At 58.2% G+C, this 13,424-nt stretch carries 13 protein-coding genes; 4 read left to right on the forward strand and 9 right to left on the reverse strand.

What is annotated here, in order from left to right:
• Positions 1-54 precede the first annotated feature (54 nt).
• The 3 genes from ACYVHC_RS13780 (at position 55) to murB (ending at position 3,068) form a co-directional block, all read left to right on the forward strand.
• Positions 55-828 carry a bacteriorhodopsin-like gene (locus tag ACYVHC_RS13780; protein WP_460614334.1) on the forward strand — a complete coding sequence of 258 codons (774 nt, stop codon included), beginning with the start codon at positions 55-57 and terminating at the stop codon, positions 826-828.
• Between the two features lie 111 nt (positions 829-939).
• Complete coding sequence (locus ACYVHC_RS13785) at positions 940-1,959, forward strand: Brp/Blh family beta-carotene 15,15'-dioxygenase (protein WP_460614335.1); 1,020 nt, start codon at positions 940-942, stop codon at positions 1,957-1,959.
• An 80-nt stretch (positions 1,960-2,039) separates the two neighbouring features.
• The gene (gene murB / locus ACYVHC_RS13790; protein ID WP_460614336.1) at positions 2,040-3,068 is read left to right on the forward strand and encodes a UDP-N-acetylmuramate dehydrogenase; all 1,029 of its coding nucleotides are present in this window, start codon (positions 2,040-2,042) and stop codon (positions 3,066-3,068) included.
• A gap of 107 nt (positions 3,069-3,175) precedes the next feature.
• On the opposite strand, the gene rlmF is transcribed toward murB, so the two are convergent.
• The 5 genes from rlmF to ACYVHC_RS13815 all read right to left on the reverse strand — a co-directional run bounded on the left by rlmF (position 3,176) and on the right by ACYVHC_RS13815 (position 9,400).
• A complete protein-coding gene (gene rlmF, locus ACYVHC_RS13795; RefSeq protein ID WP_460614337.1) occupies positions 3,176-4,108 on the reverse strand; it encodes a 23S rRNA (adenine(1618)-N(6))-methyltransferase in 933 nt (310 codons plus the stop codon).
• A 106-nt stretch (positions 4,109-4,214) separates the two neighbouring features.
• The gene (locus ACYVHC_RS13800; protein WP_460614338.1) at positions 4,215-6,632 is read right to left on the reverse strand and encodes an endonuclease MutS2; all 2,418 of its coding nucleotides are present in this window, start codon (positions 6,630-6,632) and stop codon (positions 4,215-4,217) included.
• 110 nt (positions 6,633-6,742) lie between these two features.
• On the reverse strand, positions 6,743-7,501 hold the full coding sequence (locus ACYVHC_RS13805; protein ID WP_460614339.1) for a DUF2400 domain-containing protein: 759 nt from the start codon (positions 7,499-7,501) through the stop codon (positions 6,743-6,745).
• Between the two features lie 21 nt (positions 7,502-7,522).
• The gene (locus tag ACYVHC_RS13810; protein ID WP_460614341.1) at positions 7,523-8,362 is read right to left on the reverse strand and encodes a tetratricopeptide repeat protein; all 840 of its coding nucleotides are present in this window, start codon (positions 8,360-8,362) and stop codon (positions 7,523-7,525) included.
• Positions 8,363-8,368: 6 nt separating this feature from the next.
• Positions 8,369-9,400 (reverse strand): LysM peptidoglycan-binding domain-containing protein, encoded by a 1,032-nt coding sequence (locus ACYVHC_RS13815; protein ID WP_460614342.1) that lies wholly within the window; start codon positions 9,398-9,400, stop codon positions 8,369-8,371.
• 207 nt (positions 9,401-9,607) lie between these two features.
• Between ACYVHC_RS13815 and kdsB the strand changes: the two genes are divergently transcribed.
• A complete protein-coding gene (gene kdsB / locus ACYVHC_RS13820) occupies positions 9,608-10,360 on the forward strand; it encodes a 3-deoxy-manno-octulosonate cytidylyltransferase (protein WP_460614343.1) in 753 nt (250 codons plus the stop codon).
• Between the two features lie 4 nt (positions 10,361-10,364).
• On the opposite strand, the gene ACYVHC_RS13825 is transcribed toward kdsB, so the two are convergent.
• From ACYVHC_RS13825 to gap, 4 genes are all read right to left on the reverse strand, one after another.
• Positions 10,365-10,763 carry a DUF1622 domain-containing protein gene (locus ACYVHC_RS13825; RefSeq protein WP_460614344.1) on the reverse strand — a complete coding sequence of 133 codons (399 nt, stop codon included), beginning with the start codon at positions 10,761-10,763 and terminating at the stop codon, positions 10,365-10,367.
• A 48-nt stretch (positions 10,764-10,811) separates the two neighbouring features.
• Complete coding sequence (locus tag ACYVHC_RS13830; protein ID WP_460614345.1) at positions 10,812-11,156, reverse strand: translation initiation factor; 345 nt, start codon at positions 11,154-11,156, stop codon at positions 10,812-10,814.
• 160 nt (positions 11,157-11,316) lie between these two features.
• Positions 11,317-12,183: a diacylglycerol/lipid kinase family protein gene (locus ACYVHC_RS13835; protein WP_460614346.1), complete on the reverse strand. Its 867-nt coding sequence runs from the start codon at positions 12,181-12,183 to the stop codon at positions 11,317-11,319.
• A 177-nt stretch (positions 12,184-12,360) separates the two neighbouring features.
• A complete protein-coding gene (gene gap, locus ACYVHC_RS13840; RefSeq protein WP_460614347.1) occupies positions 12,361-13,368 on the reverse strand; it encodes a type I glyceraldehyde-3-phosphate dehydrogenase in 1,008 nt (335 codons plus the stop codon).
• Positions 13,369-13,424: the final 56 nt, after the last annotated feature.

Genomic DNA, 13,424 nt, shown 5'->3' on the forward strand with positions numbered 1-13,424 from the left:
CATGCAGCTTTCTTAATGTAGTGTAATTTCTTTCTCACCCTCAATCCCTTACCCATGCAAACGGTATTTCTCGACATCATGCGTATCCCGGTCGACGACCCAGTGGCGTTTACCTTTTTCACGGGATACATGGCCATGGCGGCGGCCTCCATTTTCTTCCTGTTTGAGCGGAGCACGGTAGCCGACAAATGGAAAACTTCCCTGCTGGTTTCGGGCCTGATTACGGGCATTGCGGCCGTGCATTATTATTACATGCGCGACTACTATGTGAGCACCAACGAAACCCCCATTGCGCTGCGCTACATCGACTGGACCTTGACTGTGCCACTCATGGTGGTAGAGTTTTATCTGCTGGTGCGAGCGGCGGGCGCCAAAACGGCGCTGCTCTGGAAGCTGATTTTGGCTGCCGTTATCATGCTGGTATTCGGCTACATTGGCGAGGCCTTCACTGATGGCTCCATGAGGCATTCGGTACTGTGGGGCTCTCTCTCCACGCTCGGCTACGTGTACATCCTGTACTCAGCCTGGGTGGGCGAAGTGGCGCAGCTAGCGGCGGCTTCCAACTCTGTGGCCGTGCGCAAGGGTGTACGGGCGCTGGCCTGGTTTATTCTGGTTGGCTGGGCCATTTATCCTATCGGGTACATGGCCATGCCCGGCGGCTGGCTCGGGCCTGATGGAGCCGGCCTGCTTCGTCCCCACGACCTCGACCTACTCTACAACATTGCCGATGCCATCAATAAAATTGGTTTCGGGCTGGTAGTGTATGGTATTGCCCGCAGCGAATCGGTAGTAAAAGTGGCTCCTGCCAACGCGGCGTCCATCGTGTAACGCAACGGACGGCCGCCTCGGTCCTCCCCGCTTTTTCGGAATTCACCGGCTGGCAGGCTGCGTTGCCCAACTCCGGGTCGCGCAGCCTGCTTGCCTTTCCACCCATTTCGTATGCAACATTCTCCCGGTATAGCGGCGGCTACTTGGCCTCCGCGCTATTACTCCTACGTGGCTGTAGGCCTGCTCATTGGGCTCGGGCGCCTGTTTCCGGCCTATACCGAGCTGGTGCTGGGCCTGCCGCTGGCGGTGGGCATGGTGGCGCTGGGCGTAGCGCACGGTGCCTGCGACCAGCTGGTAGTGCCGGCCACCGCTCCTACTGGTAGCGTACTGAGCAACTGGCGCTACTGGGTTCGGTTTCTGGCGGGCTACCTGGGGCTGGCGGCCGGAGTAGGCCTGTGCTGGTGGCTATGGCCAGCTGCTACCGTAGCCCTGTTTTTCCTGCTGACGATGTGGCACTGGGGCTCGGCCGACGCGCCGCCGCCTACTCAAATACCGGTAGCAAGCTGGCTGATCCACAGCCTGCTGCGCGGTATGTTACTGTTTGCGGTACCCGCCGCGTGGTGGCCCACCGAAACGGCCAGCATCGTCAATGATTTACTGCGTTTCACCGGGTCAGCGCCCATTCCGCTACCCACCTTCCGGGTAGTGGCCAATGTGCTGGGCGCGCTGGTAGCAGTTGGGCACGTTGTGCTCTGGCACTGGTACGCCCAAGGCCGGCGCTGGGAGTTGTTGGGCCGTGAGTTGCTGGAGCTACTGGTACTAGGAGGGCTACTGCTCTTACTAACCCCGCGCTGGTCGGTGGTGGTGTATTTTGTATTCTGGCACAGCCTACAGCACGTGCTACGCCTGACTGGCTGGCTGGGCTACGGACTCAGCCAGCCGCAGGGTGCCCGGGCGCTACTGCCACAGCTCGGGTATTTTCTGCGCCGGGCCGCCCCATTGCTGCTGGTGAGCTGCGTAGCACTGCTGGTACTGGGTCGCCTGCTTGCCGACCGCCTCCCCGATGCGCCGGCCTGGTTTAGCCTGGGGCTGGTGGTAGCGTCCATCGTGACGCTGCCTCATGCTCTGCTGGTTACCCTGGTAATGGATGCGCCGCAACGGCGGCGTGCGGTGGCGCACCCCATAACCTGATCCGCTGCTAGGGTAGTCGGCTAGCGCAACCTGCTCGGTGTAGCGTACCTTTGCCAGCACATCAACTCTCCTCCTGTGCTATGGCTTCGGCTCCCGCTCTTGAACACAACGTTTCTCTGCGCCCGTACAATACGTTTGGCCTCGATGTGAAAGCCCGGCTTTTTGCTCGTTTCACCTCCGTGGATGAGCTGCGGGCCTTGCTGGCCCTACCCGAACTGCAGGCTACGCAAAAGCTGATCCTAGGCGGCGGCTCTAACCTTCTTTTTACTCAGGATTTCGACGGCATAGTTCTGAAAAATGAGATTCGCGGGCTCGATATCATCAGCCAAGATGAGGAAACGGCCTTGGTGCGGGCCGGCGCCGGCGAGTCGTGGCATGGGCTGGTGCAGTACACGCTGGAGCAAGATTTGAGCGGTATCGAGAACCTCTCGTTGATTCCGGGCACGGTGGGTGCGGCGCCGTTGCAGAACATTGGCGCGTATGGCTCGGAGCTGAAAGACACCTTTGAACGACTGGAAGCCCTAGAAATCAGTACCGGGCAATTGCGCACCTTTTCGGCCTCGGAGTGCGGCTTTGGCTACCGCGAAAGTGTATTTAAAGGCCCGCTTAAAAACCAGTTTATCGTGACGGGGGTAGTGCTGCGCCTGAGCCGGCAGGCCAAGCCCAACATCAGCTACGGCGCTATCAAGACAACCCTCGAGGACATGGGGATTGAAGGCGATGCGACCCCCCGCCAGATCAGTGAGGCCGTGATGCAGATCCGCCGCAGCAAGCTCCCCGACCCTACTCAGATTGGTAACGCCGGTTCTTTTTTTAAGAACCCAGAAGTATCGCAGGCGAAGTATGACGAGCTAAAGGCCCAGCATCCGGAAATTCCGGGCTACCCCGTACCAGGCGGCGTAAAAGTGCCTGCTGGTTGGCTTATTGAGCAGTGTGGCTGGAAAGGCCAGCGGCGCGGCGCCCACGGCGTGCATGACAAGCAGGCTCTGGTACTTGTAAATCACGGCGGCGCTCAGGGCCATGATATTCGGGAGCTTGCCTTCGATATTATTGCCTCGGTGCGCGAGAAGTTTGGAATTGAGCTCCACCCGGAAGTAAACATTCTGTAATAGGAAAACGGGCCGCTAAATTTAAAAAGCGAGACATCGGGTTACTAGCTGCTTGCTAGCCCCGATGCCTCGCTTTTTAAATTTTCCGTCATAGTACCCAGCAGTAGTTAAGCGGCTGGTTTCCAGCGGCGCGCAGCCCATTGCTGCCGCTGTTCGGGCTCTTGGTAGGTCCAGGCCACAATGCGGCTGGTTTTCTGGCCCTGTGTCATTTCAATGGTTTTTACCTCAATAGCGCCGGCTTGTTTAAGGAAGTAGTTTACGCTCGGCAGGGTCTCCTTTTTGGAGATGAGCGAGCTAAACCACAGTACGCGTGGGCCGAGGACTTTGCTTTGTGCAATCATGCGTTTCAGGAAGCCTTCCTCGCCGCCTTCGCACCACAGCTCTGTGTTCTGGCCGCCAAAGTTGAGTATTGGTTCGGGAGTTTTGGCGTAGCCTAGGTTGCGTCCCTTGCGGCGGCTGCCCGCGGCCGCATCCTCTGCCGACAGATGAAAGGGCGGGTTGCAGATAACCAAGTCAAACTCCTCGCGGGGCTTCATAATGCCGTCGAAAATGTAGTCGGCATGGGTTTGCAGGCGCAGATCAACCCGTCCTGACAGAGCCGTATTTACTGCCACCATGGTTTTGGCAGCGCGCAGTGCTACCTGGTCTACCTCCGAGCCTACGAAGCGCCAACCGTAGTCATGCGTGCCGATAATGGGATATACGCAGTTGGCACCCACGCCTACATCCAGCACGTGCACCGACTTGCCGCGCGGCGCGGTTCCTTGGTTTTCAGAGGCTAGCAAATCAGCGGCATAATGAATGTAGTCGGCCCGGCCCGGGATAGGCGGGCACAGGTAACCGGCGGGCACATCCCAGTGTGCTACCCCATAAAACTGCTTGAGGAGCGCCCGATTCAGGGCTTTTACCGCGGCCGGGTTGGCAAAATCGATGCTGGTGTCGCCGCTGGGGTTTGGTATCACGAAGGGGGCTAGCTCAGGACTGATGCTGATGAGCTGCGGGAAGTCGTAGCGGGCGGCGTGGGGGTTGCGAGGATGCATGCGTTGGAATGGTATGTAAAAGCCCGTTGTACTGCTACAACGGGCTTTTAGTGTTTTTCTAAGCTAGTAAATCACTAGGCCTCAGGTAGTGGCAAAGTGTACGCGGCTATTTCAGCACAGCAACGGTGGCTCCGTCGCCGCCGCGGTCGGCGTGTTCGTCGGCTACGCTGGCTACTTCCCGCACGTGGTGCAGGTAGTCGCGGGCAATCTGGCGCAAAACGCCATTTCCGCGGCCGTGCAGGATTTTGATTTCCGGCACCCCGAGCATGATGGCGTCGTCGACGTAGCTCCGGATTTTGTTTAGCGCATCCTCGGCCCGCTCGCCCCGCAGGTCAAGCGTGGGGCTAAAGCTCGACATTTTATCGGTGGTACTGAAGCCGGAGTACTGCGCCGGGGCCTTGCGGGCCGCTTCTTTTTCCCGCTCCCGAATCTCGGAACGAGTCAGCTTTTCCAGCTGGTTTACCTTCACGATGGTTTTCATACCTCCAAAGGAAACCTCGGCCGTTTTACCTTTCACCGCCATAATTTCGCCGTGGCCCTCCTGCCCCAGCAGTGCTACCTTGTCGCCGGGTTTCAGGGTGCTGGGGTCGGCTAACTCGCGGGTGGCTTTGGGCTTGGGAGGCTCAATCTGCAGTTTTTCCCGCACAAAGGTATCGAGCTTACCGCGCGCTTCCTTGGTACGCTCCTTTTCGGCCTGGCCCAGCCTGATTTCCTGGATGGTGGCCTCAATCTGCTGGTTGGTATCCTTGAGCAGCATCTTGGCCTTAGCCTTAGCCTCCCGTAGTACATCGAGCGTGGTTTCGTCGAGGTACTTCTTGAGGTCTTGGTATTCCTGGGCGGCTTTTTTCATGCGCCGCTCGGCCTTGGCAGCCTCGGCGGTGCGCTGCTCCAGCTCGGTTTTCTCTTTTTCCAGGCCTTCCAGGAGCCGGTCGTAGCGGATTTTATCTTTGCCCACGAGCTGCGTAGCGCGCTCCACAATCTGCTTTGGCAGACCAATTTTGCGGGCAATTTCGATGGCAAAGCTGGAGCCCGGCTTGCCGGTCTCGAGGCGGTAGAGTGGCTGAAGCTGATCGGGGTCGTAGCGCATGGCGCCGTTCACGATGCCCTCTGTCCGTTCCGCGTAGTTCTTGAGGTTGGTGTAGTGCGTAGTAATGACGCCAAACGCCCGGGCCCGGTTCAACTGCTCCAGCACGGCTTCGGCAATGGCCCCGCCCAAGCTAGGCTCCGTGCCGGTTCCAAACTCGTCAATCAGCACGAGGCTGCGCTTGTTGGCTAGGGTCACGAACTGCTTCATGCTCAGCAAGTGCGAGGAGTACGTGCTCAGGTCGTTTTCCAGGCTCTGCTCGTCGCCGATGTCCAGAAAAATATCATCGAACACGCCCGACTCCGACGTTTCGCCAGCCGGAATCAGCAAGCCGCACTGCAGCATATACTGCACCAAGCCCACCGTTTTCATGCTCACAGACTTACCCCCGGCATTGGGCCCCGAAATCAGCAGAATCCGCTTCTCCGGCGTCAGCTCAATATCCAGCGGCACGACTTTCCTAGGGTCATCTTTGGCGTGAGCCTGGAACGTGAGGTAGAGCAGCGGATGGCGCACCTGGTGCCAGCGTAGCAGTGGCTTTGGGTGCAGCACCGGCAGCGTAGCCTCTAGGCGGTAGGCTAGCTGCGCCTTTGCCCGGATAAAGTCCAGCAGCCCCAAGTACTGGTAGGCCTTGCGCAAGTCCGGAATGTGCGGACGCAGTTGGGCCGTCAGTTGGGTAAGGATGCGAATCAGCTCGCGCTGGTAGGCATTCTCAAGGTCCTTGATGTCGTTGTTCAGCTCAAACACGGCTTCCGGCTCAATAAACACCGTCTGCCCCGTTGCCGACTCATCATGAATCAGGCCTTTTACGCGGCGCTTGTGCTCGGCAATAACCGGCAGCACCAAACGCCCACCCCGGATGGTAGGCTCAGCCCCTTCGGGCACCCAGCCTTCCTGGCGGGCATGACGCAAGATGCCACTGATTTGCTTGCGCAGCTGCACCTGCCGGCTAATGAGTTCCTGCCGCAACTGGCCTAGCAACGGCGAAGCATTTTCGCGCACCTGCCCCTCGTCGTCAACTACCTTGTCGAGGTTAGCTAGCAGGTTGCGGTCTACCTGCACGCCAATACCCAGCAGCCGCAGCGTAGGATACAGCTCTTCGTCGGCGTGGGTGAAGAAGGTAAGCGCCTCCCGAATGGTGCGCAAACTCATTTTCACAGCATAAAACGCCGCTACCTCCAGGTAGGAACCGGGTATGTTGGCGCGCACCAAATGCTGGTGCACATCGTGGTAATGCTGGCTGGGAAAGTCCGCGCCGCTGGCCAGCAACTGACGAAACTCATCGGTCTGGAGCAGCAGCTTGTGCAGCTGATCGTGCTTGGTCTGGAAACTCATCTTCGCCACGAAATGACGGCCTAGCGCACTCAGGCACAGGCTATCCAGCATCTCGCGCAGCTGAGAGAATCCTATTTTTTGCTCAAAATTCTGAGGAAGAATCAAATCAGGTACTTAGTAAGTAGTGTTGTATGGTGGGATGGGAATGTGAACGTAAACATTCCTGAGGGCCGGAAAGATTCATGAAAAGCCATATAAAACCAAGTGGCTCTTTTTTACATTTCTCCTTCCACGCCCAGCCCAAATAAGGCAAAGTCATACTTCACCGGATCTTGGGGGTCGAAGGTGCGTAGGTGAGCCGTTAGGTCTTCGGCAGCAAGCCAATCCATCTGTTTGCGTTCCAGCAGGCCCAGCCGCCGGGCTACGCGCTCCACGTGCACATCACAAGGGCAAATCAGGTCGGCAGGCGAAAGGCGCGTCCAGAGGCCAAAGTCGACGCCTTGAGCATCGGGGCGCACCATCCAGCGCAGGTACATATTGATGCGTTTACAGGCCGAGCCTCGGGCCGGTGTGGCCACGTGCTTACGAGTGCGATGAGGAGCCTCTTCCAAACTAAAAAACAGAGTGTGAAAGTTTTCGAGCCGCTCTTTTTGGGTGTTGCCTTTCAGAAATGCGTCTTCCAGCGTATCGTGGCCACCGTAAAACCAGCGCAGCCAGTGCACAAAGTACAGCAGGTCGGTGTCGCAGAAAGTACGGTGGCAGAACCCCAACAGCTTTTTCAGGTCCTCGTCCTGATGCTGCGTGATAAACTGATGCGGGGCATCGTCCATGCGGTGCATAAGCTCCGAGCACTTGTTGATGATGGTTGGGCGCCGGCCCCAGGCTAGCAGCGCGGCAAATAATCCGCTGATTTCGATGTCCTGGCGCTGCGAAAAGCGGTGCGGGATGCTGATCGGGTCGGCGGTGATAAACGCAGGCTGATCGTAATGCAGGTATTTATCGTCGAGTAGATGACGGACTTGGGCGTGATTCACTAAGCGAAGGTTCTCAAAAGGTTACCAGCCTCCCCCTTGTTCAGGCTCGGCTACCCTCTTTACGGGCTTGAACCGCGTCAGGGCTTCATTGAATTGCGGCAGCCGGCGCAACTTGCGCTGGCCTAGGGTTTCGGCCCGGCGCAGGGCTAGTGTGCGTTGGGCGGGTGTTAGTTGCGGATGCAACAGCGAAACGTGCTCGAGGAAAGCTTCGCTCCTGATCAGCAACGTTTCTAAGGTAAGCATCTCATTCATTAGCAGAAACCACGCATAGCTTTCTACCGGGTCCTTGGCCAAGCGGTATCCCTCATGATACCAAACCCCTAGCTGAAACGCTGCTTGAAAAACAGTGGCACTATCGTGCTTCTGAACAGGCTTTGCCCACGCTGCAATCTGCTTTCTGAGGTGCAGCGCATACGCTCCTACTGGAGGCGCTGGGTTCTGGGCATACGTGCTGTCACAACGGTGGTGCAAGTGTACCAAGCTTTCGAAGTCGCCGGCAGCCGCGCCAGCCTGAAGCCACGCCAATGCGCGCTTCTTACTGATTAAGCCAGAATACCAGAATTCACCTCCGAGCGTGTGTTGCGCCGGCACATACTGGCGCTGGGCAGCTTTTTCCAACCAACTGATGGCTAGCGTATCGTTCCGGGTTACGCCTTGCCCGGCGTGGTATGCTTTGCCCAACTCATACTGGGCCTGGGGCATTCCTAACGCAGCCGCTTGCCGTAAGAAGGGTAGCGCCTGCTCATACTGAGCGGCTTGTTGAAGGGCATGCGCACGCTCCAGCAACCCCATGGCTCCTTGCTGCGCCTTACACCACGGGGCTAAGCTTAACAGGATAAGTACTACCCCTACTGCACGCATAAACCGTTACGGCACATAACTGGTCTCTACCCGGAAGCGCTGGTCGGGCGTGGCAAGGCGCTGCACCGCTTTCTTAGACAGGCGCACCAGAATGTTGGTGTTTTCGCCGGTATCAGGCAAGGGTCCAATTACCCGCACGTACACCGATTGGCCATTCATGATGTTGCGCACCTGCATAATGGTACCTACCGGCGCCGTTTTGTGCAGGGCCAGGTATTTATCCGATGCATCCGTCTGGATAGCCGTAGCCAGCCCGCTTTCTGATACGCGGCGCACAATTTCACTTGCTCGCTCCGGGCCGCGTTCCTTTTCTGGAGCTGGTGCAGTGCTTGGTGCTTCGGGGGTTACGGCGGGGGTAGTGGCTGAGTCGCGGGCCCGCTCACGAGCGGCGCGCTCCCGCGCCTCCCGTTCCCGGGTTTCCCGCTCCCGGTTGCTGCGCTCCGCATCCTCGTCGCGCTCTGGGCGCGCGGCGGGGGTAGTGCGAGCCGGAGCGGCGGCAACAGGCGCGGCCGGGCGAGCCGGTGCAGGAGTGCTTGCACCAGCGGCCACAATCACGCTTTGGCCCACACGCACATTGTAGTTTGTGGCAAAGCCGTTCAGGCGAGCTAGTTCGGCCGGCGTGGTTTGGAAACGGCGCGCAATGGCAAACAGGGTCACGCCGGGCTCTACCTTATACACGCGGTTGCCGTTGGCATCCGTTGGCAAGGCCCGAACGGAAGCAGTGGTAGTGGCGGGAGCTGCCTTTGGTGCGGCAGGCTGCGACAAAACCACACGGTTGCGGGGCACCAGCACAATCTGGCCGGTTACTAATGCTCCTTTCTGGTCGGAGTTGGCTTCCACAATCTGCTCCACAGGCACTTTGTAGCGCCGCGCCAGCCCATAAAGGGTTTCGCCAGGCACTACGCGGTGCTTAATCAGCATTTTATTGTTGCGATACTCTACCCCAATGGAATCGGGAGAAGCAACCCGACCGGGCCCGGCCAGGGCAGTAAAACCAGTAATGGTAAGCGCGGTGCTCAGCAACAAAAATCGGGACATACTAACGGCAAGCAGAAAGAAGGTGAGCTGGCCCTAAAGCGGGCGAAAACAGCAACTCACATAAAGTTTGCCGAAAGTTACGGATTCAGGCGAAAGCAACCGCCTCAATATCACAGCAGCAGTTTTTTATTGCTCGATTTCAGGAGATGCTGGTGCTAGGCTGGTTTTTTCGACTTTTGTGCTGCTCACCTTTTTTCGCACTTGCTTATGCACGCCATCGGTATCATTCCTGCCCGCTACGCCTCTACCCGCCTGCCCGGCAAACCGCTAGTTGACTTAGGCGGCCAATCCATGATCCAGCGGGTGGTAGCGCAGGCCAGCCAGTCGGGCCTAAGTCGGGTGGTAGTAGCCACCGATGATGCGCGCATACTTGACCACGTACGTGGGTTTGGCGGCGAGGCCGTGCTTACCTCCCCCAACCACCCTAGTGGTACCGACCGGGTATGGGATGCCTACCAACAGCTCAACACTGCCGCTGATTGTATCATTAATATTCAGGGCGATGAACCCTTCATTCATGCGGCTCAGATTGATGCCCTGGTGCAGCTCTTTGCACGGGCCGAGCCACCTCAGCTGGCTACCTTGGTCAAGCCGGTGCTCACGGAGGATGAGCTTTTCAGCCCGCACCTGCCCAAAGTAGTGCGCGACGCCGCCGGCTATGCCTTGTACTTCAGCCGCCATCCACTACCCTTCCAGCGCCAACAAGCCGAAGACCAATGGCTGCAGCACCACCGCTATTTCCGGCACATTGGTCTTTACGCGTATCGGCCCGATGTGCTGGCCGAAATCACCCAGCTGCCCCCCTCGGCCCTGGAGCTGGCCGAAAGCCTGGAGCAACTGCGCTGGCTGGAAAACGGCTACCGCATTCTTACCGCCGAAACCGAATTGGAAACCATTGGTATTGATACGCCCGAAGACGTAGCCCGCGCCCTAGCCTATTTGGCGCAGCAAAGGTCCTAGTGGCTTATTGGTTGGCGCGCCGGTCGAGGTGCGCTTCGGCAACTTGGTGGTGTTCGTCTTTCATTTCCTTGGAGAGAAAGAAGTTAAGGGCCGTCCGGATGACGGCAATAGCACCCAACTTCCCAATTTGCTCCCAACTGGGCGAAATGGCCGTGGACAGGATATCGGCGCCAAGCTGAAATTCCAGGGCCAGGGCCAGGTAGCGCGCCAAGGTCAGGCGAATGGCCGTAAAATCGGCGGTTTGGCGCTTGGCCAACGCCTTCAGAAATAAGATACCGGCTAGCACAATGCCCAGGGCAATGATGACAGCCCCAATTGTTTCAATCCCGAGCTTGAGCCATTGCACAGCTTCAATAACCCAGTTTTCAGCAAGCGAATGGACAGTAGCAGGTTCAGCAGCCATAGATAACGAGGAAAGGCAACGTGGAGGCAAGCGTGGCAGCCCGCAACCTTAGCCGCCGGCCTTCTTGGCCTTATACCCTTTCTCCAGCAGCACGGCCATCACCTTGTCGCGGAAATCTCCTTGGATGATGATTTCGCCCTCTTTGGTGTTGCCGCCTACCGCGCATTTGGTTTTAAGCAGCTTGCCCAGCTCCTGTAGGTCGGCGTCCTGACCTACGAAGCCTGTTATCAGCGTAACCTGCTTGCCACCCCGCGCCTTTTTATCCAGCTGCACCCGCAAGTTCTGCTGTTGGGGCGGCAAGGTGCTGGCCTGCTCCTCGCCGTTTTCCTGGTACTCAAAATCGGGGTTAGTGGAATATACCACTCCTTCCCGGCGTTTTTTATCGGCTTTCATAAAGCAATTTGTGAAGTTGTGAAGCGTGAAATTGTGAAAACGTTTCGGGGTGCGCGGTCAGACCCCTGACTGTTCCAGTGTTTCCATAGTTGAAGTTACAGTAAGGAAAGATGGCCCTCGCGTCTGTGCGCCGCTTCTCCTTCTACTGTTTCACCCTTGATTACACGGCTACTTCCAGGGCCAGCTCTTCCAGTTCTACTTCAAACTCGGCGGCCTCTCCTACATAGTCGCCATCCACGTGGAAACCCAAGGAATGTGCTGTCTGGACGCGGATATGGCGGCTGGTGTGAAACACGGCGCTGCCGGAGGTTGCCAGTGTTCCGAGGGCTAGGGCCACGCCCACCCGCACGGCGCGGGTTAGCGGCAAGGCATCAATCAGGCAGACATCCAGCAACCCATCCTGAATATCGGCGCGGGGCGCGATGTAGGCGTTGTTGCCGTATTGGGCGGCATTAGCGAAGGCCAGCACGTAACAACTAGTTTCCAGCACCAAGTCGTTGAGCTGCACTTGCACCGGCACGGGGCGGTAGCGCCGGTACTCGCGCAACGCTACCTTCACGTACGTGCTCAACCCGCGCGTACCGGCCCGGGCAAACATCTTGCTGACATGCGCATCAAAGCCTAGCCCAGCCGTGCAGAAAAACCAATGCCCGTTAATGCGGCCAGCATCAATGCGCTGGAACGTAGGGCGGCTGACCCGTTGCACGGCCCCCGGCAAATCAAGCGGGATGTGCAGATGGCGGGCCAAGCCATTACCGGAACCGCGAGGTACAATACCCAGCGCCGCCGAGGTACCCAGCAGGCCGCGGGCCACTTCATTTACCGTGCCGTCGCCGCCCACGGCCACCACCACCCGGAACCCGGTTTGCGCCGCGTGGCGGGCTAGTAACTCCGCATGCCCGGCGTATTCGGTGGCTTGAATCTCGAAGTCGGCACCGGCGGCGGTGGCATAGCGCGTGAGGAGCGCCGGCACATCCTGGGTGCGGTTGGTACCCGAGGTCGGATTCAGGATAAAGCAGATGCGCACAAACAGTAACCTAGTAAGTGAATGATAGAGCCCGCTAAAGATAGAAGTCCAAGTTGGGTTCGGAGCCTCTGGGCTTCCTTGTGCCCACATAGCCCCTCATTCCTAGCCCTCCGATAAAGTAAAACCGCCTGCCCGGTTTCCCGAGCAGGCGGCTTCGTATTCGATAAGCTTAAAAGCTTAGCCGTTCATTTTCTCGCCCAGTTTCTGGATGAGGTCAGCAGTGCGGGTGCTGTAGCCGGTTTCGTTGTCGTACCAGCCTACCACTTTCACCAACGAACCGTTGGCTGAGGTCAGCTCCGAGTCGAAGATGCACGAGTGCGGGTTGCCCACGATGTCGATGCTCACCAGCGGATCGGTGCTGTATTCCAGGATGCCTTTCAGCGGGCCTTCAGCAGCAGCTTTTACGGCTGCATTGATTTCCTCCTTGGTTACCTCACGCTTCAGAATCACGGTCAAATCCGTGGTCGAGCCATCCGGAATAGGCACGCGCATGGCGATACCGTCTAGCTTGCCCTTCAGCTGGGGCAGCACCAGGCCCACGGCCTTGGCAGCACCTGTGCTGGTTGGGATGATGCTGTAGGCAGCAGCACGGGCGCGGCGCAAATCTTTGTGTGGCGCGTCCTGCAGGTTCTGGTCAGAGGTGTAGGCGTGCACCGTGGTGATGTAGCCTTTCTCGATGCCAAATGCGTCGTCGAGAACCTTCGCCATTGGAGCCAGGCAGTTGGTGGTGCACGAAGCGTTGGAGAGGATGGTTTCCTCGCCGGTCAGGATGTCTTCGTTCACGCCCAGTACTACCGTAGGGATGTTACCCGTAGCCGGAGCCGAGATAACCACCTTTTTAGCACCAGCAGTCAGGTGTTGGCCTGCGCCAGCCTCATCTACGAAGCGGCCGGTTGATTCCAGCACCACGTCTACGCCCATCTGGCCCCAGGGCAGCAGCTTGGGGTCGCGCTCAGCCAGCGCAGCAATACGCTTACCATTTACGGTCAGGCTTTCCTCATCGTAGGCTACGGTACCGTCAAAACGACCGTGAACGGAGTCGAATTTCAGCAGGTGCGCCAGCGTTTTATTGTCAGTCAGGTCGTTGATAGCCACGACCTCTACGTTCTCGCGCTGCAACAGCGCTTTGAACGTGAGACGGCCAATGCGGCCGAAGCCGTTAATGGCAACTTTGATTTTAGCCATAGTAGTATGGGGAAATGGGAGGTTTATCGGTCCGGAGGGGCCGGGTGAAAACGCGC

It is taken from the genome of Hymenobacter seoulensis (assembly GCF_054780535.1).

Bases quoted from the DNA above. Each gene is read 5' to 3' on its own strand.
- ACYVHC_RS13830 (WP_460614345.1), bottom strand. From the start codon at position 11,156: ATGAAAGCCGATAAAAAACGCCGGGAAGGAGTGGTATATTCCACTAAC.
- gap (WP_460614347.1), bottom strand. From the start codon at position 13,368: ATGGCTAAAATCAAAGTTGCCATTAACGGCTTCGGCCGCATTGGCCGT.
- ACYVHC_RS13780 (WP_460614334.1), top strand. From the start codon at position 55: ATGCAAACGGTATTTCTCGACATCATGCGTATCCCGGTCGACGACCCA.
- ACYVHC_RS13815 (WP_460614342.1), bottom strand. From the start codon at position 9,400: ATGTCCCGATTTTTGTTGCTGAGCACCGCGCTTACCATTACTGGTTTT.
- ACYVHC_RS13785 (WP_460614335.1), top strand. From the start codon at position 940: ATGCAACATTCTCCCGGTATAGCGGCGGCTACTTGGCCTCCGCGCTAT.
- rlmF (WP_460614337.1), bottom strand. From the start codon at position 4,108: ATGCATCCTCGCAACCCCCACGCCGCCCGCTACGACTTCCCGCAGCTC.
- murB (WP_460614336.1), top strand. From the start codon at position 2,040: ATGGCTTCGGCTCCCGCTCTTGAACACAACGTTTCTCTGCGCCCGTAC.
- ACYVHC_RS13810 (WP_460614341.1), bottom strand. From the start codon at position 8,362: ATGCGTGCAGTAGGGGTAGTACTTATCCTGTTAAGCTTAGCCCCGTGG.
- kdsB (WP_460614343.1), top strand. From the start codon at position 9,608: ATGCACGCCATCGGTATCATTCCTGCCCGCTACGCCTCTACCCGCCTG.
- ACYVHC_RS13825 (WP_460614344.1), bottom strand. From the start codon at position 10,763: ATGGCTGCTGAACCTGCTACTGTCCATTCGCTTGCTGAAAACTGGGTT.